Source organism: Solidesulfovibrio carbinolicus, assembly GCF_004135975.1.
Taxonomy (GTDB): domain Bacteria; phylum Desulfobacterota; class Desulfovibrionia; order Desulfovibrionales; family Desulfovibrionaceae; genus Solidesulfovibrio; species Solidesulfovibrio carbinolicus.
The window spans coordinates 3201639-3220996 of record NZ_CP026538.1 but is presented as its reverse complement, the minus strand read 5'-3'; the positions used below and the strand labels follow the sequence as shown (position 1 = coordinate 3220996).

18 protein-coding genes are annotated in these 19358 nt (G+C 66.7%); 12 read left to right on the top strand and 6 right to left on the bottom strand.

The annotated features are described in order from the left end of the window. Positions 1 to 76: 76 nt before the first annotated feature. Positions 77 to 1126: a DUF1786 domain-containing protein gene (locus tag C3Y92_RS14405; protein WP_129353671.1), complete on the top strand. Its 1050-nt coding sequence runs from the start codon at positions 77 to 79 to the stop codon at positions 1124 to 1126. Positions 1127 to 1510: 384 nt separating this feature from the next. Here C3Y92_RS14405 and C3Y92_RS14400 read toward each other — a convergent pair whose 3' ends face one another. Beyond that, a complete protein-coding gene (locus tag C3Y92_RS14400) occupies positions 1511 to 2416 on the bottom strand; it encodes a LysR substrate-binding domain-containing protein (RefSeq protein ID WP_129353669.1) in 906 nt (301 codons plus the stop codon). A 191-nt stretch (positions 2417 to 2607) separates the two neighbouring features. On the opposite strand from C3Y92_RS14400, the gene C3Y92_RS14395 reads away from it, so the two are divergent. Beyond that, on the top strand, positions 2608 to 3393 hold the full coding sequence (locus C3Y92_RS14395) for a carboxymuconolactone decarboxylase family protein (RefSeq protein WP_165352121.1): 786 nt from the start codon (positions 2608 to 2610) through the stop codon (positions 3391 to 3393). Between the two features lie 209 nt (positions 3394 to 3602). Here the strand turns inward: C3Y92_RS14395 and C3Y92_RS14390 are convergent, their stop codons facing one another. Beyond that, positions 3603 to 4454 (bottom strand): YitT family protein, encoded by an 852-nt coding sequence (locus C3Y92_RS14390; RefSeq protein ID WP_129353665.1) that lies wholly within the window; start codon positions 4452 to 4454, stop codon positions 3603 to 3605. A gap of 139 nt (positions 4455 to 4593) precedes the next feature. Here C3Y92_RS14390 and C3Y92_RS14385 point away from each other — a divergent pair, with 139 nt between their 5' ends. Continuing rightward, positions 4594 to 5301, top strand: a complete 708-nt coding sequence (locus C3Y92_RS14385) for a hypothetical protein (protein ID WP_129353663.1) — start codon at positions 4594 to 4596, stop codon at positions 5299 to 5301. A 145-nt stretch (positions 5302 to 5446) separates the two neighbouring features. Here the strand turns inward: C3Y92_RS14385 and C3Y92_RS14380 are convergent, their stop codons facing one another. Together C3Y92_RS14380 and C3Y92_RS14375 are read right to left on the bottom strand one after the other, a co-directional pair. Continuing rightward, positions 5447 to 5863: an SH3 domain-containing protein gene (locus C3Y92_RS14380; RefSeq protein ID WP_129353661.1), complete on the bottom strand. Its 417-nt coding sequence runs from the start codon at positions 5861 to 5863 to the stop codon at positions 5447 to 5449. Positions 5864 to 5886: 23 nt separating this feature from the next. Further along, positions 5887 to 6393, bottom strand: a complete 507-nt coding sequence (locus C3Y92_RS14375; RefSeq protein ID WP_129353659.1) for a hypothetical protein — start codon at positions 6391 to 6393, stop codon at positions 5887 to 5889. A 99-nt stretch (positions 6394 to 6492) separates the two neighbouring features. Here C3Y92_RS14375 and C3Y92_RS14370 point away from each other — a divergent pair, with 99 nt between their 5' ends. The 6 genes from C3Y92_RS14370 (at position 6493) to pal (ending at position 12009) form a co-directional block, all read left to right on the top strand. Next, complete coding sequence (locus C3Y92_RS14370; protein WP_129353657.1) at positions 6493 to 7254, top strand: SIR2 family NAD-dependent protein deacylase; 762 nt, start codon at positions 6493 to 6495, stop codon at positions 7252 to 7254. 30 nt (positions 7255 to 7284) lie between these two features. Then, entirely contained in the window at positions 7285 to 8052 is a 768-nt protein-coding gene (locus C3Y92_RS14365) for a MotA/TolQ/ExbB proton channel family protein (RefSeq protein ID WP_129353655.1), read from the top strand. Between the two features lie 3 nt (positions 8053 to 8055). Continuing rightward, a complete protein-coding gene (tolR, locus tag C3Y92_RS14360) occupies positions 8056 to 8511 on the top strand; it encodes a protein TolR (RefSeq protein ID WP_015860091.1) in 456 nt (151 codons plus the stop codon). 47 nt (positions 8512 to 8558) lie between these two features. Next, positions 8559 to 9752 (top strand): cell envelope integrity protein TolA, encoded by a 1194-nt coding sequence (gene tolA, locus C3Y92_RS14355; RefSeq protein WP_129353653.1) that lies wholly within the window; start codon positions 8559 to 8561, stop codon positions 9750 to 9752. 189 nt (positions 9753 to 9941) lie between these two features. Further along, positions 9942 to 11261, top strand: a complete 1320-nt coding sequence (locus tag C3Y92_RS14350; RefSeq protein WP_235669498.1) for a translocation protein TolB — start codon at positions 9942 to 9944, stop codon at positions 11259 to 11261. Between the two features lie 232 nt (positions 11262 to 11493). Beyond that, positions 11494 to 12009, top strand: coding sequence for a peptidoglycan-associated lipoprotein Pal (pal, locus tag C3Y92_RS14345; RefSeq protein ID WP_129353649.1), 516 nt, complete (start codon positions 11494 to 11496; stop codon positions 12007 to 12009). 432 nt (positions 12010 to 12441) lie between these two features. On the opposite strand, the gene C3Y92_RS14340 is transcribed toward pal, so the two are convergent. After that, the gene (locus C3Y92_RS14340) at positions 12442 to 15639 is read right to left on the bottom strand and encodes a tetratricopeptide repeat protein (RefSeq protein ID WP_235669497.1); all 3198 of its coding nucleotides are present in this window, start codon (positions 15637 to 15639) and stop codon (positions 12442 to 12444) included. 54 nt (positions 15640 to 15693) lie between these two features. Between C3Y92_RS14340 and C3Y92_RS14335 the strand changes: the two genes are divergently transcribed. After that, a complete protein-coding gene (locus C3Y92_RS14335; RefSeq protein WP_129353645.1) occupies positions 15694 to 16050 on the top strand; it encodes a hypothetical protein in 357 nt (118 codons plus the stop codon). Between the two features lie 370 nt (positions 16051 to 16420). Here C3Y92_RS14335 and C3Y92_RS14330 read toward each other — a convergent pair whose 3' ends face one another. Continuing rightward, the gene (locus C3Y92_RS14330; RefSeq protein WP_129353643.1) at positions 16421 to 18127 is read right to left on the bottom strand and encodes a putative bifunctional diguanylate cyclase/phosphodiesterase; all 1707 of its coding nucleotides are present in this window, start codon (positions 18125 to 18127) and stop codon (positions 16421 to 16423) included. Positions 18128 to 18603: 476 nt separating this feature from the next. On the opposite strand from C3Y92_RS14330, the gene C3Y92_RS14325 reads away from it, so the two are divergent. Together C3Y92_RS14325 and C3Y92_RS21170 are read left to right on the top strand one after the other, a co-directional pair. After that, positions 18604 to 18786 carry a ferredoxin gene (locus C3Y92_RS14325; RefSeq protein WP_015860098.1) on the top strand — a complete coding sequence of 61 codons (183 nt, stop codon included), beginning with the start codon at positions 18604 to 18606 and terminating at the stop codon, positions 18784 to 18786. 206 nt (positions 18787 to 18992) lie between these two features. After that, positions 18993 to 19142 (top strand): hypothetical protein, encoded by a 150-nt coding sequence (locus tag C3Y92_RS21170; RefSeq protein ID WP_165352120.1) that lies wholly within the window; start codon positions 18993 to 18995, stop codon positions 19140 to 19142. Positions 19143 to 19358 lie beyond the last annotated feature (216 nt).

The following is a 19358-nucleotide window of genomic DNA, read 5'->3' as shown; positions in this document are numbered from 1 at the left end:
GCAGGCTCTGAGCCCGGACCTTGAGAACCTCCGGGATATGGCGTAGCTACGGACCCCCAAGCCAAGGAGGCCCGCCATGCCCAAGCGTCGCGTGTTGTGCCTGGACATCGGTTCCGGCACCCAGGACGTGCTCTACCATTTCCCGGACCTGGAGCCGGAAAACTGCCCCAAATTCGTGCTGCCGGCCCCGGCCCGGCAAGTCGGCGCGCGACTGGCCGAACTCACCGCCGCCGGCCGCGCCGTCTACCTCACCGGCACCAACATGGGCGGCGGCTTCTTCAAAGCCTACCGCGCCCACCTCAAAGCCGACCTGCCCCTGGCCGCCCATCCCGATGCCGTCTGGGCGCTGACCGACGATCCCGAACGCCTGGCCGCCACCACGCCCGTGGTCATCACCCCCACCCGGCCGGCCGGACACGTGCCGCTGCCCCTTGGCGACTACGACCCCGGTTACTGGCGCGCCTTTCTCGGCGCCGCCGGGCTGCCCGAACCCGAACTCGTCATGGCCTGCGCCCAAGACCACGGCCTGCACCCCGGCCAAAGCAGCCGCCTGGGCCGCTTCAAACTCTGGGAACGCTTCCTCCACCAGGCCGGCGGCCGGCCCGAAGCCCTCGTCTACCTGACCCCACCCCCCGAACTCACCCGGCTGGCCGTGCTCCAAAATGCCATCGGCGGCGGTCCCGTGGCCGACTCCGCCGCCGCCGCCGTCCTGGGGATGCTCGCCGATCCCGACATCGCCAGCCGCACCGACTCGCACGGCGTCCTGTGCGTCAACGCCGGCAACAGCCACACCGTGGCCGCCCTGGTCCATAAACGCCGCATCTACGGCATCTACGAACACCACACCGGCATGCTCTCGCCCGATGCCCTCTGGGCCGACCTCGAACGCTTCCGCCGGGGTGACCTCGATAACGCCTCGGTCTTCGACTCCGGCGGCCACGGCTGCCTGACCCTCGATCTGCCGCCCGACGCCGGCATCTTCCCCGATACCCTCGTCATCGGCCCCAAACGCGCCTCCTTCGTCGGCTTCGACGTCGAATTCCCCAGCCCCGGCGGCGATATGATGCTCACGGCCTGCCACGGGCTGGTGAGTTGGTTGAAGGGGCGCAAGGTCGAAGGGAAGTAAGTAGTGTTTGTAATCTCAGGTAAATAAAAGAGAAGATGCCTCCGGCGGCCGGGGGGCTCAGCCCCCGGACCCCCGACATGGGGATGATGGTCGGCCGGGTGGAGCTGTGGTCGGCAGGCGGCGGCCCGAGAGAAGATGGGGGCTGGAATTTGGGGTTGTCCGGCCGGGCGGAAGCCGCCCGGCCGGACAACCCCAAATTCCAGCCCCCAACTCGCCAGCGAAAACGGGTGATTTTGGCGCGATCAAAGCCTCGCGCCAAAATCACCCGTTTTCGCATGGTTGGAGCAGGATCGACAGGATGGGGATAGTGCTTTCACCGTACCCATTCGGGGTTTCCAAAGGGGCTCAGCCCCTTTGGCCGCCGGAGGCATTCTTTTCTTTTCTTTATTTTTCGCCATGTTCTTCTCCATCCGCGCATAGCCGCGCCAACTCCACCAACCTCTCGGCTGCCACTGACGCTCGTCCTTCGGGGATAGCGGCGGCGTGAATGACGGGGGGCAGGCCTTGGGCGAGGGGGCGGAAGGCTACGTTTTGGCGTTGCCAGACTTGGGCCGAGGCCGGGACGAGGGCCAGGCCGAGGCCGGCGGCCACGAGGCCAAGCGTCGTGAATTTGCTGGCGGCTTCCTGGACGGGGATGGGGGCGGCTCCGGCTTGGGCGAAGGCGGAGGCCATGGCGTGGGCCAGGGCGGGCAGTGCGGCGGGCGGGGGGATAATGAGCGGCTGGTTGTGGAGATCGGCGAGGCTGGGGGTGGGGTTGTTGGTGAGCGGGTGGTTGGCGGGCAGGGCGAGGATGTAGGGTTCGCGCAGGATTTCGGTGATGGTCGCGCCTGGGATGGTTTGGCCGGCGTAGCGGATGAAGCCGAGGTCGAGGCGGCCGGCGGTGAGGGCGTCGGTTTGTTGCGGGGTGGTCATTTCCTGCAGGCGCAGTTCCACGTCCGGGGCTTGGTGTCGAAAGCGGGGCAGGGCGGCGGCGAGGAAGGCGTCCATGGCCGGGTTGACGAACCCCAGGGTGAGGCGGCCGGCCAGGCCCGCGCCCACGCGTTTGGCCAGGGCGGCGGCTTCCTCGGCCAGGGCCAGGATGTGCCGGGCCTTGTCGGCCAGGGCATGACCGGCCGGTGTCAGGGCCACGCGGCGGCTGGTGCGGGTGAAAAGCGGCGTGCCCAGGTCATTTTCGATGTCGCGGATGCGTTGGCTTAAGGGGGGCTGGGACATGTGGAGCCGGGCGGCGGCCCGGCCGAAGTGCAGTTCCTCGGACACGGCCAGGACGTAGCGGAAATCACGCAGTTCCATGGATCGATATCTAACGCATATTGATCGTGGTGTTAATCGGTATTTCACCTCTTGATGCAGGCGGCATAGGGTCGGTCAAAACCACGTGGGAGGCGACCATGATCCGAGATTGGCGTATGTCGGCGGCAATGGCTTTGGTTTTGGCCCTGGCTTTGGCCCTGGGGTCGCATCCGGCGCGAGGAGGAAACGGGATGGAAACGAGTGAACGATATGCTCGCGGCATGGCGGCTTTGACGGCGCTGGCCCCGGACAAGGCGCGGGCGGTGCAGGAGGCCTTGGGTGGCGTGGCCCCGGATTTGGGGCGCTTTGTGGTGGAATTCGGCTATGGCGACATTTTCACCCGGCCGGGCTTGTCGCCGGAGCTGCGCCAGACGGCCACCATCGCGGCCTTGACGGCGCTGGGCAACGCCGCGCCGCAGTTGGCGTTTCATATGGAGGCCGGGCTGGCCGCCGGGCTTTCGGCCGAGGCGATTGTGGAGATCATTTACGTGGCCACGGTATTTGCCGGATTTCCGGCCGGCATCAACGCCATTGGCGTGTGCCGGGAGGTGTTCGCGGCCAAGGGAATCACGGTGACGCCGCCGGACGCGTATGCCGGCCAGCCGGCGGACCGGCGTGAGCGGGGTTTGGCGGCCTTGTCGGTGACCAGCCGGGAGGCCGGGGAGCGGGTGTTGGCCTCCATGGGCGACATGGCGCCGGATTTCGGCGGCTGGCTGCTGGATTTCTCGTATGGCGACGTGATTTCGCGGGGCGTGCTCTCGCCCGGGGCCAAGGAGATCGCCATGATCGCGGCGGCGACGGCGCGCGGGACCATGGGGCCGCAGCTGGCCGTGCATGTGCGGGCGGGACTGGCGGTGGGGCTCACGAGCGAGCAGATCGTGGAGACGGTCATGCAGATGGCGGCCTATGCCGGATTTCCGGCGGCCATAAACGGCATGTTGGTGGTACGGGACGTTTTTGCCGCAACGGGGTCGTAACCGGCGTTCCGCAGGGAACGTCATCCTCGGCCAACTTGCCGGTTGAAAAGACTTTTCCCGAAATATCGAAAGGGCATGGCCGTGTGGTCCATGCCCTTTTCGCCTATCCAGGCCACCATCATCCGACAGCGCGACCATTCGCCTCCCTTTACCCATTTGGGGGGTCCGGGGGCCTCAGGCCCCCGGCCGCCGGAGGCATTCTTTAATTATCAATACACTTTCCTGCGCGAGAAACCTTCGCCGAGGACGTTGAAGGTGTTTTCGACCACGAAGAAGGCGTTGGGGTCGTGGCTAAAGACGAGTTCTTCCAGGCGTTTGATTTCCACGGTGTTGGTGATGGTGAGGATGACGCGTTTGGATTTGCCGGTGTAGGCTCCGGCTCCGTGCAGGAACGTTGCGCCGCGTTTGAGGGAGGAGATGATGTCGCGGGCGATGGCGTCGGCCTTGTCGGAGATGATAAAGACCATCTTGCGCTGGTTGAAAAGGGCCAGCACGTAATCCATCACCTTGGAGTTGGCGTAGGAGAGGATGATGGAATACAGGGCCAGGGTGGGGTCGTAGAAGGCCATGCCGGCGGCGAACACGGCCAGGTTGAAGACGAAATTGAACTGGCCGATGCGCAGATTGTATTTCTGGTTGAGCCAGATGGCCAGGATGTCGGTGCCGCCGGCCGAACCCAGGGTGCGCAGCATGATGCCCGAGCCGGCTCCCATGACCGCGCCGCCGAAGACGGCGGCCAGGAGGGGATCGGCAATGAGCGCCCGTTCGGGCAAAAGTTGCATGAAAAGGCTCAAGATGCCCATGCCGTAGACGGTGTAAAGGATGAACCGGCGCGACAGGCTCACCCAGCCCAGGACCATGAGCGGCAGGTTGAGCAGGAAGTAGTAGACGCCGGGCCCCAGCGCGCCAGTGAGGTAGAAAAGGAGCAGGGCCACGCCCGAGACGCCGCCGGACATCAGCCCCTTGGCCACCACGATGTCCTTGATGCCGAAGCTGTAGACGGCCGCGCCGAAGGTGAGCACGGCGAGGTTGAAGAAGATGTTGTTGGTCAGTCGTTGCATGGGGAGACCTCGTAGTGCCGGTTTGCCGGCTTGGCAAGGGGCGAGTCGGGCTTGCCAGGGGGGCCTGGGCGGTGTAGCCGGGTAGAGTGAAAAGCCGGGCTGCCGTAACGGGCCGGGGCGCAATCAGCGGGAGGGGGCTGTGGACGACATTGTGGATCGTCTTTATGCCGTCTTGCTGTCGTTTCTGGGCAAGGCGGCGGATGTTTTGGCGGAGTTGCTGGACGCGGCCGGGCGCAAGGCCTTGGAGATCGGGGCCGGGCTGGCCGGTCGGTTGGAGGCGCTGGGGGCGAAGCTCGCGGCCGTGCCGCTTTGGGTAAGCCTGCCCTTGGCCGTGCTGTGCCTGGGGGCTATCGCCGCCTATTTCCTGCGCCAGCGGTTGTATGACCGGGTGCTGGTCTATCATCTCGTGTGGCTCACGCGCCGGGGATATGCCCGGCGGCGGTTTGCCGTCCGGCGCGGTGCGGTGCGCGAGGAGCGGGAGTACATGGCCCGGGCCGTGCCGCTGCCCGAGCGGTTTGGCGAGGTGGCGATTTTCGAGGTCCACCCGGACAGATACCTGACGCTTTTCGGGCCGGTCGGGGACACGGCCGAGGGTATGCGGCTGTATCGCCGCGACCTGCGTTCGGGGCTCTACGCCATGGGTTCGGACATTATCCAGGCGTATCGCGCCAATCAGCGGATGCTGCACGCTGACGGTGAATTGCGGGCGCTATTTGCCGTGCTGGACGCGGCCGATCCGGCGTTCGCGGCCAATCGGCCGCGTTTGCCGGGCGAGGGGCCGGCCGGCAAGGGGACGGGACGGGCGGTGCGTGTCGCGTCCACGAAAAGCGCAGAGAGCGTTTCCTAGTTGCACGGCTACAACAATTTGTTTTCCTTGAAAAAGACGATCATATTTTTCAAGGGTTCGGGCTGTGGCGCGGAAGAAAAAAGCGAACGCCGGTCCGGCTGGTCTGGACGCGGCCTGAGGCCGCGTCCAGACGGCGGTTCCGGCGTTACGGGGTCAGGCGGTTGCGCTTGACCCAGCCTTCGATGCGCGAGTCGGGTACGCGCACGAAGACGAAGGGGCCTTCCCAGGCCAGGATGCGCACCGGGGTGCCGCGCGACAGCGAGGTGACCGGCGGGCAGGCTTCGCCCGGGCAGGAATGCAGGGTGATGTAGCGACGGGCCACCTGCTTGATGTTGGGGTCATAGGGCGGGACCGGCGCGTAGCCCGGACCGTAGCCCGGCGGCGGTGGCACGGGGCGCGGCGGGACATAGCTCGGGGGGGGCGGCGGCACGGGCCGGCAGCCGCCCGGGGTCCAGACCATGCCCGGCGGACAGGGCGGCGGCTGGGTCAGGCCGAACTGGGGAGCCAGCAGCGCGGCGCAGGTAAGCGCCGCAAGCAGGGCCAGGACGATTTTGGTGTTCATGGCATTGTCCTTGGCTTGCCGGGTCAGCGCATGGAATTGACCCGGGCGGTGCAGTTGACGAACATGGCGTTGCATTGGTTGTTGCACATGTTGCGCGCCTGTCCGTAAGTCCGGTAGTTGCAGTTCTGGGCGCAGGCCGCCTGTTGTTGATTGCAGCGCAGAAGCGCCTGGGCCTTGCGGCCGCCTTGCGGGGGCGGCGGCGGATAGTAGCCGGGCGGCTGGACGGTCACCGACGGGGGCTGAATGACGATGCCCGGTCCCTGGGCCACCGGGCCGGGGATCATGACGGCGGCCGGCGGTCTGACGGGGGGTGGGGCTTTCACCGTGGCCGGGGCCTGGACGGCGGTCGGCGCCTGGACCGTGGCCGGAGGTTGGCCCTTGGGCGGTCGCGGCTGCTGTCCTCCGGGGTGCGGGGGCGTGGTCATGTTCTGGGGCGGCGGGGCCTGGGCCAGAAGGGCCTGGGGGGCGGCCAGGACAGCGGCCAGGGCCAGGCCGGCCAGGGCGACGACGGCGCGTGAAGGGAATTGCATGAGTCTTGCCTCCTCGTTGAGACTTTGGCTGCGGCAGATTATGCAAGTATAGGGCCTTTGCAAAAAATCTCAACGCGTTTTCGCGCGAAAGGGGGTCGCATGGAGGACGAGGCGCTCGCCGAGGGCATCGAGGCGGCGGCGGCCCTGTTGCGGCGGGCGCGGTCGGTGGTGGCGCTCACCGGAGCCGGCATATCCGTTGCCAGCGGCATCCCGGATTTTCGCAGTCCCGGCGGGGTGTGGGAGCGCCACGACCCCATGGCCGTGGCCACGGCCCAGGCCCTGGCCCGCGACCCGGCCCGGGTCTGGACGTTTTTGCGCGAGGTGCTGGTCATGGTGGACGCGGCCAAGCCCAACCCGGCCCACGAGGCCCTGGCCCGGCTGGAAGCGGCGGGCAGGCTCGCTGGCGTCGTCACCCAGAACATCGACGGCCTGCATCAGGCGGCCGGGTCGGTCAATGTGGTGGAATATCACGGGGGCGTGCGGCATTTTTTCTGCATGGGCTGTGGCGCGGCCCATGACGGCGCGTTGGCCCGGCGGCTTGCGCCGCAGGCCCTGCCGTGGCGTTGCGAAGACTGCGGCGGGGTGGTACGTCCGGACATCGTGTTCTTTGGCGAGGCCATTGCACTTGACGCTCTGACGAAAAGCGGTCAATTGGCCTTGGCCGCCGACGTCATCGTGGTGGCCGGAACATCGGGGGAGGTCGCCCCGGCCAATCTCCTGCCCAGGGAGGTCAAGGCCAGGGGCGGAGGTGTTGTGGAAATCAATCTTACGGAAAGCGCCTACAAGGGCCTGGCCGACGTGCGCCTTAAGGGAAGGGCGGAAGTCGTGCTGCCGGCCCTGATGGAACGCGTGCTTTCCTAACCTGCTGCATTTTCCCACAGGTGGGTCGCAATGGACGCGCTTTCGCCGCATGGCGGCTTGTGGACCATGATGGCCAGCGCCACGCCGACGGTTATTTTCGTCTTGTGTGTGCTGGCATTCATGTCCCTGGGCTGCTGGAGCATCATTTTCATCAAATTTTTCACGCTGACCGCCGCCAAACGCGACACGGCCCGGGACTACGAACGGTTCCAGGAGGCCGACACCCTGCGCGCGGCCATGCAGGCGCTGGGGCAGTCCCGGCATTCGCCGGCCTTTTTCGTCGGCCGCATGGCCTTTGAAGAGCTGGTGCGCATGGAGCAGGCCGATCTCGACCCGGCCGAAAAAGGGCATATCGCCATGGACAACATCCGCCGGGTGCTGCGTCAGGGCGTGTCCATGGAGCTGGCCAAGCTCTCCAAAAATCTCGCCTTCCTGGCGACCACGGCCAACGCCACCCCGTTTATCGGTCTTTTCGGCACGGTCTGGGGCATCATGAACTCGTTTCACTCCATCGGCCTGCAGCAGTCCGCCGCCCTGGCCGCCGTGGCCCCGGGCATCTCCGAAGCCCTTGTCGCCACGGCCATCGGTCTGGCCGTGGCCATCCCGGCGGTTCTGGCCTACAACTACTACCTGGGCTTTGTGACCAGCATCGAAAACGAGCTGGTCAACTTCGCCGGGGCGTTTTTAAACCGCATCCAGCGCGAGGTCACCTGGACCCCGCGCGAGGCCGCCCAGCCCGCTCCGTCCGCCCAGGCCGCCGCCCGCCGCCAGCAGCAGGCCGCCTCCGAGAGGTTCTAGGCCATGGGTATGCAGACCGGCGGCAAAGGCCGGTATCTGGCCGACGTCAACGTCACGCCCTTCGTGGACGTGATGCTGGTGCTGCTCATCATCTTCATGGTCACCGCGCCCATGATGACCCAGGGGCTTGAGGTGGACCTGCCTCAGACCCGGGCCGTCAGCGTCCTGCCCAAGGAGGATACGAGCCTGGTGTTGACCGTCAAGGCCGACGGCACGATCTTTCTGGACAAGTACCAGGTAGAGTACGCCGACCTTGAGGGCCAGGTGAAGCGGCTGGTGACGGACCAGAAAAAGCAGCTCTTTTTGCGGGCCGACCAGGCCGTGGCTTACGGCACGGTGGTCAAGGTCATGGGCATCATCAAGGCGGCCGGCGTCGACAAGCTCGGCGTCGTGGCCGAGGACGAGAAGTCGGCCAAAAACGCCGCCGCCGCGGCGGCCGCTGCCGCCAAAAAGAAATAGGCCCGGCCGGGAGTGCCTCTCCCGGAGCGCGACCGACAGAGAACACCATGCGCGTCCTTGGCTGGATATTTTCCATTTTTCTCCACCTGACCGTGGTGCTGGCGAGTTTGCTCTTCGTCAGCATGGAGCCGGTCAAGTTCCAGCTCAACGTGCCGGTCTACGAGGTCGATCTCGTGTCCCTGGCCCCGCCGGGCCTGCCGCCCGGTGAAGTCGGGTTGCCCCTTGGTCCCAAGGGACCAGGCGATAAGCCCGAGCTTGGCCCGGCCGAACCCGAGGGCGGCTCCGGCGCCGCGGCCAAGGAGACCCTGCCCGAACCGGCCGAGGCTCCGGCCACGCCGGCCAAGCCCATACCGCCCGAGCCCGTGGCCGCCGTGCCCGAGCCCCCCCAGCCCAAGCGGTCCGAGCCGGAACCGAAAAAGCCCGAGCCCAAGCCCGAACCCGAGCCCAAGGCCAAGCCCATTCCCACGGAACAGGCCAAGCCCGAGCCGAAACTTGAGCCCAAGCCCGATTTCAAGAAGATCGAGGAAGCCACGCGCAAGGCCGAGGAACAGAAAAAAGCCGAAGAGCAGAAGAAAATCGACGAGGCCAAGAAAAAGGCCGAAGACCAGAAAAAGGCTGACGAGCAAAAGAAGGCTGATGAGGCCAAAAAGAAGGCCGAGGACGCCAAAAAGGCCGAGGAACAGAAAAAAGCCGACGAGGCGAAAAAAGCCGCTGACGCCAAGAAAGCGGCCGACGACGCCAAGAAGGCGGCCGAGGCGGCCAAGGCGGCTGAGAAAAGCACCCTGGAGCAGGCGCTCAAGGACGCCAAGGCCAAGGCCGGCAGCGGGTCCGGTTCCGGCTCGGGGGCCGGCGCGGCCGGCGGCGATCCCGTGGCCAAGGCCCTGGCCGAGGCCCGCAAAGCGGCCGGCGGCGGCGGGGGGGGCGTTCCCGGCGGCACGCCCGGAGCCGGCGGCGGCGGGGGCGTGACCATGGGCGTCTACGCCCAGATCGTCAACCGCGAGGTCAAAAAGAACTGGCGCTTCCCCCAGACCGGGGCCAGGCAGCAGCTCGCCGCCGTGGTCGAGGTGCACATCGACAAGGACGGCCGCATCCTCAACTACCGGTTGGTGCAGTCCTCGGGGCAACCCAATTTCGACGCCTCCACGGTCAAGTCCGTGGCCGAGACCGAGACCCTGCCGTCGCCGCCGGCCGGGCTCAATGTCCTGCAGCTGCGGTTTTCTTCCCAGGAACTCGGACAGTGACGTTTTTCCGTATCCCGCGCCGCGCGATTGCGCCCGGCGCGGGATCGGGCTATGAGGGCGCGGATGGCGGTCTCTGCCCGGCCCCGGCCGGGTAAGCCGTTTTGGCTGCCCTGACGCCGGCCCTTTTCTCCTTTCCCGGGCCTGCGCCCAACCCTTCAAAACGACATTCAGGGATTTCAGGCGATGATCATGCGAAAGCGGATGATGGTGACCGGCATGTGGTGCGCCCTTGTGGCCGCGCTGTTGTGCCTGGACGTGGCGCAGGCCCAGGCTCAGACGTCCTTGGCCGTGGACATCCAAGGCCCGGGACAGGCCAAAATGAATCTGGTGCAGGCTCGGCCCTTTGCCGGCGGCGGCCAGATGACCCCGGCCGAAAAGCTCCAGGATCTCATCAACAAGGACCTGCAGTTTTTGCCCTTCCTGCAGATCGTGCCCCAGTCCAGCGTGCCCGGCCAGGTGGCCGGGGCCACGGCCGACCAGATCGACTTCAAGCCCTTTGGCCTGGCCAAAATCGATGTGCTGGTGACGGCCAACTGGACCCCCGGCGGCAACCTCGGCAACGTCGAGCTGCGGGCCTTTGAGGTCTATTCCCAGAAGGTGCTGGTCGGCAAAGGCTACGATGCGGTGACCGACGCCCAGCTGCCCGACATCGCCGACCGGTTCTGCATGGAACTCATGCAGGCGCTCACCGGCCAGGGCGGTTTTTTCAATTCCCAGATCGCCTTCGTCAAGCCCAGCGCCGGCAAGGGGGCCGACATCTGGACCGTGCGCCCCACCGGCCGCGGACTTAACCGGGTGACCAACTACAACGAGCTCGGCATGGCCGTGAGCCCCAGCTGGTCCTTTGACGGCCGGCGAATCGTGTTCACGCTCATCGGCTCGCGCGGCCATTACCTGGGCGTGTGGTCCGGCGGCGGCAAGCCGCAGGTCTACACCCTGCCGTCCACCAATGTGGTCAGCCCCCACTTCCTGCCCGACGGCCAGGTGGCGGTGAGCCTGACCATGCACGGCAAGGCCGACATCTACCTGCTCAATTCCGCCTATCAGCCGGGCCAGCCCCTGGTGTCCGGCAGCGGCATCGAGGTCTCGCCCACCTTTGCCGCCTCGGGCGGGGCCATGGCCTACGTCTCCGACGGCACCGGCAGCCCCAACATCTACGTCACCACCGTGCACGGCGGCGCGGGCCGGCGGGTGACCACCTCGGGCTACAACACCAACCCGAGCATGAGCCCGGACGGCAAGCTCATCGCGTTCACCAAGCAGCTTGGCGGGGCCCAGAAGGTGTTCGTCATGGATCTGGCCACCGGCCAGGAGACCCAGGTCACCTCGGGCGGCGGCTCGGACGAGAACCCGTCCTTTTCGCCCGACGGCTACTTCATCGCCTTCTCGTCCACCCGAAGCGGCCAGAAGAAGATCTTCGTGACCACGCGCCACGGCGCGCCGCCAGTGATGATCCCCACCGGCGACGGCGCGGCCTACATGCCGAGCTGGGGGCCGCTGGCCCAGTAGCGCGGGGAGCTGGCGGCAGCCGGCCGGCCCCGATTTGGACAATGCTGCAAGCGTGTTGGCGAAATGTGCGCAACACCCCGGAACCCCCGCCAATTGCCTGTTGCAATTTATAGCGGGAGGCGTAATTGGAGGCCGGTTCCGGCGGCGCTTCGCCAGCCCGCGGAAACGCCCCGGGGCAACGCCCTGAGGATATTTTCAATGCCCTGGCGGGCAATGTGAGGAGGAAGGAAAAATGATTCGTTCGAAAATGTTGCTGATGGCCATGTTGTTGCTGATGCTGTCCTTGGCTGGTTTTGGTTGCGCCAAGAAGGCCGGCGGTCCCGGCGACGGTTCCGGCACAAGCTGGGAAGAGCAGGAGCGCGCTCGCCTGGAGCAGGAGCGTCTGCTGCGCGAGAAGCTGGGCGCTGCTTCCAATGAGTTGGCCCAGATGGTCCACTTCGCCCTGGACAGCTCCAACCTGAGCGCCGAAGCCCGGCAGAACCTGACCCGCAAGGCCGAGATCCTGCGCCAGTACCCGCAGATCAAGCTGATCGTCGAAGGCAACTGCGACCAGCGCGGCACGGCCGAGTACAACCTCGCCCTGGGCGAGCGTCGTGCCCAGGCCGCGGCCCAGTACCTGGTCAACCTCGGCATCGGCGCCGACCGCCTGTCCACCGTCAGCTACGGCAAGGAGCGTCCGCTTGATCCGGGCACTTCCGAAGCCGCCTACGCCAAGAACCGCCGCGACGAATTCCGCGCCACCTACTAGTTTCCGACTGCCCCGCGCAGACAAACGGCCGTCCGGGCAACCGGGCGGCCGTTTTGCTTTTGTGTGGCGCGGGCAGCGGCCGGCCGGGGCAGGGCGCGTCTGCCGAGGCGGACGGAAGTCAACTCCGAGCGGGCAGGGCTGCATGCCCATCGGCTGGATCAGCGGATGTTTGGCCTTTTGACGTCAACCTTACGGCGCGTCATTGGCGGTGTTTCTCGCCGTATCCGGCACCCCCTTCGTGCAAACAGCTTTGTTGCTCCATCGGGCAAACGGCAACGCCAAAAGGCCCGGGCAACGACGCTCTCGCGCTGCCCGGGCCTCATGCTGCCGCATCCGTCCTTCGTCGCGCTGCCCCCTTTACCCCTTTTCGGGAGGGTCCGGGAGGGGCTGAGCCCCTCCCGGCCGCCGGAGGCAATTCTTCCCTCTTTGCCCCTACGGCCGTTTCTCGGCCGTGCGCAGGCGTTTGACGGTGAGTTCGTAGTTTTCCTTGAACAGGTTGTCCTGGGGATTGCAGCGCAGGGCTTGCTCGAAAAAGGGCAGGGCTTCCGGGGTGCGGCCCTGCTTGTGCAGGGTCAGGCCAAGGTTGTTGTAGGCGGCGCAGAAATCCGGGCAGCGGGCCACCACGGCCTTGTAGCCTTCGGCCGCGCCGGCCAGATCGCCGCCGCCGCGCCGGGTTTCGGCCGTCTCAAAGGCGGCGGCGCAGCTGGGGCCGGCCTCGCCGGGCTTGGGCGGCTGGGGCGCGGCCAGGCGGGTGCGGGTCAGCGCCGCGTTTTCGCGGTAAAGGGCTTCCTTGGGCGCGCATTTGACCGCCTCGTCGAACCAGGGCAGGGACTCGGCGGCGTAGCCCAGGGAATACAGCGACGTGCCGACGTTGTTGTAGGCCTGACAGGTGTCCGGGCACAGGGTGAGCAGGGTCTGATAGTCGCGGATGGCCCCGGCGTGGTCACCGGCGGCCCGCTTGGCCGTGGCCTGTTTGCCGAGTTCCAGGCAGCGGCCGGATTGGTCGGTCTCGGCCGTGGTCGCGGCGGCGGCTTTGCCGCGATTGTCCTGTTCGCGCCGGGCCGCGTCCTGGGTCTGGCGGCCGGCGGCCACCCGGCGTTCCAGTTCCTTGGCCTTGGCGGCAAGGGGCGGGGGCATGGGGCCGACGTCTCGGGCCGCGTCCAGAAGCCGGCGCGCGCCGTCGAAATCCTTGGCTTCAGCGAGCTTGGTCGCTTGGCCCAGGGTGGTGGCCAGATCGGTTTCGGCCCGCTGCTTTTCGGCCTGCACTTTTTGCCGCCACTCGGCCAGGGCCGGAAGTTTGGCGTTGACCTTTTCCGCTTCGGCCAAAGCGGCCAGGGCCAGGTCGAAGCGTCGGGCGGCCAGGAAGTCCCTGGTCCGGGTCAGCGCGTCCTGCACGGCGTCGCGGGCGCGGGCGAGCTTGGCCCGCTCGGCGGCCACGGCTGGATCGGCCGGGGCCAGGGCCTGCATGTCGCTGACGGCCAAAAGCGCCCCGTCGAGGTCGCCGGCGGCGTTTCGCCTGGCCGCCTCGGCGGCCAGGGCGGCCAGGCGCTGGTCGCGGCCGGCCCGGTGGGCCACGGACGTTTGCAGTTCGGCGATGCGCGGATGGCGCGGGTTGATCTTGGCGGCGTCGGCCAGGGCGGAGCGGGCCTCTTCGAGCTTGCCCTTGGCCAGGGCGGTCTCGGCGCGTTCCTCGGCCTTGGCCAGGTTGTCCCGGGCCAGGGCCAGGTTTTTGCGGGCATGGGCCGCGCCCGGGTGTTCGGGGTCCAGGGCGGCGGCTTCGCTGACCGTGGCCAGGGCGGCGTCGGCGTCGCCGGCGTTCCATTGGTCGCGAGCCCGAGCCAGACGTTCGTCCAGGCTCCAGGCGCGCTGCTTGCGGGCGGCGATGGCCGCGTCCATTTCGGCCACGGCCTTGAATTTGGGACTGACAGCCCGGGCGTCGTCCAGGGCCTTGGCGGCGCTGTCGAAACGCTTGGCGGTCAGGTAGGCGGCGGATTGCTTGAGCGCGGCGATGAGCCGGTCCCGGGCGGCCACATAGCGTTCCCGGGCGGCTTTGGCCTCGCCGTGGGCCGTATCGAGTTCCTGGGCCCGGCCGGCCAGACTCAGGGCCGTCTCCACTTCACCGGCTTCCCACTTGTCCCGCGCCTGGGCCAGGAGCTTGCCGATGCGGCCAAGGGTCTCCTTGCGGGCCTCGACGGCCTGGCGGGCGGCCGGGATGGCCGCGGCCTTGGGATTGACCTTGGCGGCCTCGTCGAGCATGGCCGAGGCCTCGTCGAAATCGTCGGCGGCAAGCGCCGAGGCGGCCCGGCCAAGGTAGCTGTCCAGGCGGCCCTTGTCCCGGGCGATACGGTCCAGGGCGGCCACGGCGGCGGCGTCCTTGGGGCTTAAGCGCACGGCTTGCCCGGCCTCGCCGGCGGCCCGGTCGGGATCGCCCTCGGCCCAGGCCTTGGCCCCGTCGCGCACGAGCCGGTCCACTTCCCGGGCGCGCTCGGCGGCGGCGTCGAGTTCGGCCTGGGAAACATCCACGGAAAATTCGCCCTTGCCGCGACCCAGCAGCAGTCCCCGGGCGTCGCGCACTTCGACGGTGGCCTGACACGGGCCGGTCTCCCGACGCGAGGCGGTTATTTCCCGGGTGTCCTCGCCGCCGGCCGCCTTGGCTCCCGGACACAGGCCCCAGGCATAGGCCAGGGGCGGATTGGGCGGCGTTGGCGTCACGGAGGCCCGCAGCCCCACGCGCTGGCCCACGGCCACGCCCGAGGCGGCCACCGGTCCTTCGCCGTCGCGCCAGACCGTGGCCGGCGTGTCGAGCAGCCCCCGGTTGTCCACGGTAACCTGATAGCTGCGGGCCACGACGTCGATGTTGGCCTTGCCCAGCGGCGCGGCCTGCTTGCCGCCGCCGGCCGCCATGGCCGCGACCTTGACGGCCACCGGCTTGGCTTCGGTGGGATAAAACGTCAGGCTGCGCTCGCCTACCCGTACCAGCTTGGCATGGGCGGGCAGCGGATCCCAACGGAACTCCACGCCGTCGTGGACCGGAAAATCACGGATGGCGACGGTGGTCTCTTCGCCGACCAGGGGTGCTGCAGGCGAGGCGGACAAGCCGAAATTGGGCTGGGCCACGTCCAGGGCCACCGGCTCGGACACCGCAGCCAGCCCGGCCGAAGGCCCCGAGCGCGGCACCACCTCCACCCAGACGCGTTCACGGCCCGGGCGCAGGAAAATGGCGGTGTTGGTGAAGGGGCCGGCCGGGTCGAGGAATCTGGCCCCGCCGTCGCTGCGCCAGCGGCATTCGTAGGCCTCGGGGGAAAGCTCGGCCTCGCCCCGATAGAGCCTGGCCTCAAACGAGGCCGCGCCGCCCACCCGGGGCGTGCCTTCGGCCGGAGCGCTTTTTTTGAGCACGATGCGCAAATCGCCGGAGGCCGCGCCAGCCCCCCCAGCCGGCACAGGCTGGGCGGCGGGAGTCTCACGGGGCGTCTTGGTCGGTTCGCCGGGCTGGCGCACGGCCGCCTGGGCAGGTTCCACGGCCAGGGACGGCGCTGGCCTGGCCAAGGCCACGATCAGGACGGCGGCCAGGAGCCAGCAGACGCCCCATGGGGCCAGGCGCGGAGGAAATAATGTCGAAGTGTTGTTCACGGTGTCGCTTCCCTGCGTTTGCCGCAGACAAAGCAGCAATCGTGCCAGGAAAAAATGGCCGCATCCCCTAACGCCCTGGCGACTGCGGCCGAAAAGTCCGGCATGGAGGCCGTCATGAAACCGTCAAACGCCGCTATGCTGCATACCCTGCCGCCCGTCTTGGACGTGCGTAGCCCCGAACAGGCCGCCATCCTCGGCGAAGCCTACGCCAAGGAACGTCAGGGCGTCCTGTCCGCCCTGCGGGAACTCTCCGGTATGGGCTTCGACGACCGCCGCAAACGAGAAGCCACGGCCCTGGCCGCCATGGTGACCCTGCCCGGCCACGAGCTCATGGACCGCGCCCCACGCGAAGTGTTGCGCCTGCGGGCCGCCTTGTTTTTGACGTCCTGCCACGAGCACCGGCGTAATTAGGAAGAGAGAAGAGGCCGGCGGCCGGGGGCCTGAGGCCCCCGGACCCCCCAAATGGGGAAAAGGGGTAGGGGGTAAGGCCCAGGATATTTTTGTTTGCGGTGGATTGTCCAGGAAGACTCTTTACAGGGCGCGCGGGATGCTTATTGTTAAGACGTAAGGGGAGCGGTTCCCCTGTAGATATGACGCCAACGGCAACGGAGGGGTGGGCGAAATAAAGGCCAGACACCATACCGGACGCAATGAGGCGTCGCTCATAGAGATTCGCCAGGCGTAATAGGAAGAGTTCCCGAAGCGCTGCTTCGGAACCGGGTGTATAAGCACCTCCTGCGCCAACGGCGAATCTCTTTTTTTGTGGGCCGGAAGCCGCCCCTCAGGAAACCTGCGGTCCGGGATCGGGCTTCCAGTTGCGGCGCATGAGCTCGCCCAGTTCCTCGCCGGGCACGGCGCGGGAGAAGAAAAAGCCCTGGGCGCTTTCGCAGCGCAGCTCGGAGAGCGCCGCCTTGTGTTCGGCCAGCTCCACGCCCTCGGCCACCACCTCCAGGCCCAGCTTGTGGGCCATGGCGATGATCGCCCGCACGATCTCCATGTTCTGCTCGGCCTCGTTCATGTTGCCGACGAACGAGCGATCGACCTTGAGGCTGTCGAAGGGGAAGCGCTGGATGTAGGACAGGGACGAATACCCGGTGCCGAAGTCGTCGATGACGACCTTGACCCCCAGGGCCTTGAGGTTTTTTATCGCTCGAACGGCCTCGTCGGCGTCGTCCATGAGCACGGATTCGGTCAGTTCGAGTTTGACCCGGGAAGCGTCGATGCCGGTCTCGGCCAGGATGCCGGCCACCTCCTGGACGAAATCGGGCCGTTTGAACTGGCGGCCGGAAATGTTGACCGATACGGAAAGTTTTTCGCCCTCGGGGGTTTCCCGGCCAAGCTCCACCAGCCGGCGGCAGGACTGGCGCAGAATCAGCGCGCCAAGTTCGTTAATAAGGCCCGACTCCTCGGCGATGGGGATGAATTCCGAAGGGGGAATGAATCCCTGGCGCGGATGCTGCCAGCGGGCCAGGGCCTCAAGCCCCGTGACGTCGCCCGTGGCCAGGGACACGATGGGCTGGTAGTGCACGGTGATTTCGCCGGATTCCATGGCCTGGCGCAAGGCCAGTTCCATTTCCATGCGGCGCTGGGTGAGCACGCGCATGCCGGCGTCGAACACGGTGTAGTGGTCGCCGCCGTGTTCCTTGGAGCTGTACATGGCGTTGTCGGCGTCGCGCAGCACCTGATCAGGGTGCTCGTAAGCGGCCGAGCCCACCACCACGCCGAGGCTGCAGGTGACGAAAATTTCCTGTTTTTTGAGACGAAACGGCTGGGCCAGCTGGCGCAGCACATTTTCGGCCATGGTGCTGGCCTCCTCCAGGCCGGAGATGTCCTCAATGAGGATGGCGAACTCGTCGCCGCCGAAACGGGCCAGGGTGTCGAGCTCGCGCAACTGCTTTTGCAGCCGGTTGGCGATGACCATGAGCAGCCGGTCGCCGGTGACGTGGCCAAAGGTCTTGTTGACGAGCTTGAAGCGGTCCATGTCAAGGTAGAGGACCGCGTAGAGGGCGTCGGGATTGCGCCGCAGGCGTTTGATGGCCTGATCCAGGCGGTTGATAAAAAGCGCCCGGTTGAAAAGCCCGGTCAGGGTATCGTGGAAGGCGTCGTGGAGAATGTGCTCTTCGAGCTGCTTTTGCCGGGAAATGTCGGTTAGCGTGGCCACGGCCCCGGGCGTGGGGCCGCGAAGGGGCGTGAAGCACAGGGCTCGCCAGACCTGGCTGCCCGTCGGCCCGCAGGGGAGATCCATCTCGTAGCGGGGCAACCGGCCCTCCAGCACGGCGGCCAGGCCCTCGCGCACGGCGGCGGACACGGTCTCGGGCAAAAGCTTGACGCAGGAGTCGGCAAAATGTCGGCCGACTCCGGCCTGGGGGTCGAGCTCGCGCAAGAGTTCCAAGCAGGACGCGTTGGCGACGCGGATACGGCCGTCCCCGTCGAGCAGGGCGGCATGGGAGGGCAAGGATTCGAGCAGGCTCTGGATGTCTGGCAACATGGCCCTCAGCGACGTCTTGGCAAAAGGCTTGACAGGAAAACCGCTGCCGGTTTGATAATTATACGGATTTTGCCGCTTGGCGTCAAAGCCCAAATCCGCAGTCCCCCTGATCCTGGGCGGCGGGGCCGGGAGAGTCTTGCAGGATTGGAAAATGCCGAAGAATTGTCAACTTCGGGCTTTTTCTCCCGTCCTTGACTTTTCGAAAGCGCCCCGTCATAGACGAATTCCCGGGCGGACGCCGAACCGGGGGGAAATTCCAGGCGCGAAACGGACGCAAGTCCGGCCTGCGCCAGCCATCACGCTGCGGATCGCGAAGGCATTTCCGGGATGCGCGGGCATCCCTGGAGCGGCTGAGGTTTTTGGGCGACAGTGAGACAGCACAACGTGTTAACGGAAGTCGAGCGTTGTCGCGGGGGTTTTCCAGCCGGAAAATCCGGGCATGGCGACGCTTGGCTAAACTCAAGGAGGACGGAGACATGGCCATTGTTATCGATGATGATGCCTGCATGGGTTGCGAAGCTTGCGTTGAGACCTGCCCCGACGCCTTTGAAATGAACGGCGACGGCGACAAGGCCATCGTGAAAGAATCCGACACCGAAGCCGATTGCGTGGATGAAGCCATCGACGCCTGCCCGGCCGAAGCCATCACCAAATCCTGACGATTCCTGTCCCCTTGGGGACGCCCCGCGCCGGTCCGCCGGCGCGGGTTTTTTTATGCCCGGTGTCCCGTAAGGCTTTGGCAGCAACCGCCGATAAGAGGTGTGAGGCCGCCGCTGCCGGGGCAAGGACGCCCTTGGAACGGATATTGCTACTTACTCGCTGTGTTCCACGGGGGTCAAGGACTGCCCCCAAGCGAGGCAACGCCATGAACATCATCCGCAACTACCTGCAACACCGACTCAATCCCATGCACATGTACTGCCGGCTCATGGATTTCGGGCTGGCTCACCGCAACGCCCGACGCCTGTGCTCCGTGTACGAACGCTTCATCTACCGGGGGCTGTTGTTTCATTAGTCGCCACCCGGTCGCAAAACCGGACGGCGACTTCGCGCGGCCTTCTGCTTGCCGCAGGCCAGACTCCCGCAATCATTGACTTCGTCCAAAAATAACGGCGCGAACCTCAGGCCGCGCCCAGGCAACCCCGCAAGTACGTTTTTTTCCCACCGCGCTACCGCGTCGCGCAAAAAACGTCATCGCCCCGGCCAAGCCGTCAAGGCTCGGACCGGGGCG

Excerpts from the sequence above, each read along its gene's own strand:
- C3Y92_RS14350 (WP_235669498.1), top strand. The coding sequence starts at position 9,942 with ATGCGAAAGCGGATGATGGTGACCGGCATGTGGTGCGCCCTTGTGGCC.
- C3Y92_RS14365 (WP_129353655.1), top strand. The coding sequence starts at position 7,285 with ATGGACGCGCTTTCGCCGCATGGCGGCTTGTGGACCATGATGGCCAGC.
- C3Y92_RS14375 (WP_129353659.1), bottom strand. The coding sequence starts at position 6,393 with ATGCAATTCCCTTCACGCGCCGTCGTCGCCCTGGCCGGCCTGGCCCTG.
- pal (WP_129353649.1), top strand. The coding sequence starts at position 11,494 with ATGATTCGTTCGAAAATGTTGCTGATGGCCATGTTGTTGCTGATGCTG.
- tolA (WP_129353653.1), top strand. The coding sequence starts at position 8,559 with ATGCGCGTCCTTGGCTGGATATTTTCCATTTTTCTCCACCTGACCGTG.
- C3Y92_RS14380 (WP_129353661.1), bottom strand. The coding sequence starts at position 5,863 with ATGAACACCAAAATCGTCCTGGCCCTGCTTGCGGCGCTTACCTGCGCC.
- C3Y92_RS14325 (WP_015860098.1), top strand. The coding sequence starts at position 18,604 with ATGGCCATTGTTATCGATGATGATGCCTGCATGGGTTGCGAAGCTTGC.
- C3Y92_RS14395 (WP_165352121.1), top strand. The coding sequence starts at position 2,608 with ATGGAAACGAGTGAACGATATGCTCGCGGCATGGCGGCTTTGACGGCG.
- tolR (WP_015860091.1), top strand. The coding sequence starts at position 8,056 with ATGGGTATGCAGACCGGCGGCAAAGGCCGGTATCTGGCCGACGTCAAC.
- C3Y92_RS14390 (WP_129353665.1), bottom strand. The coding sequence starts at position 4,454 with ATGCAACGACTGACCAACAACATCTTCTTCAACCTCGCCGTGCTCACC.
- C3Y92_RS14330 (WP_129353643.1), bottom strand. The coding sequence starts at position 18,127 with ATGTTGCCAGACATCCAGAGCCTGCTCGAATCCTTGCCCTCCCATGCC.
- C3Y92_RS14370 (WP_129353657.1), top strand. The coding sequence starts at position 6,493 with ATGGAGGACGAGGCGCTCGCCGAGGGCATCGAGGCGGCGGCGGCCCTG.
- C3Y92_RS14405 (WP_129353671.1), top strand. The coding sequence starts at position 77 with ATGCCCAAGCGTCGCGTGTTGTGCCTGGACATCGGTTCCGGCACCCAG.
- C3Y92_RS14400 (WP_129353669.1), bottom strand. The coding sequence starts at position 2,416 with ATGGAACTGCGTGATTTCCGCTACGTCCTGGCCGTGTCCGAGGAACTG.
- C3Y92_RS21170 (WP_165352120.1), top strand. The coding sequence starts at position 18,993 with ATGAACATCATCCGCAACTACCTGCAACACCGACTCAATCCCATGCAC.
- C3Y92_RS14335 (WP_129353645.1), top strand. The coding sequence starts at position 15,694 with ATGGCCGCATCCCCTAACGCCCTGGCGACTGCGGCCGAAAAGTCCGGC.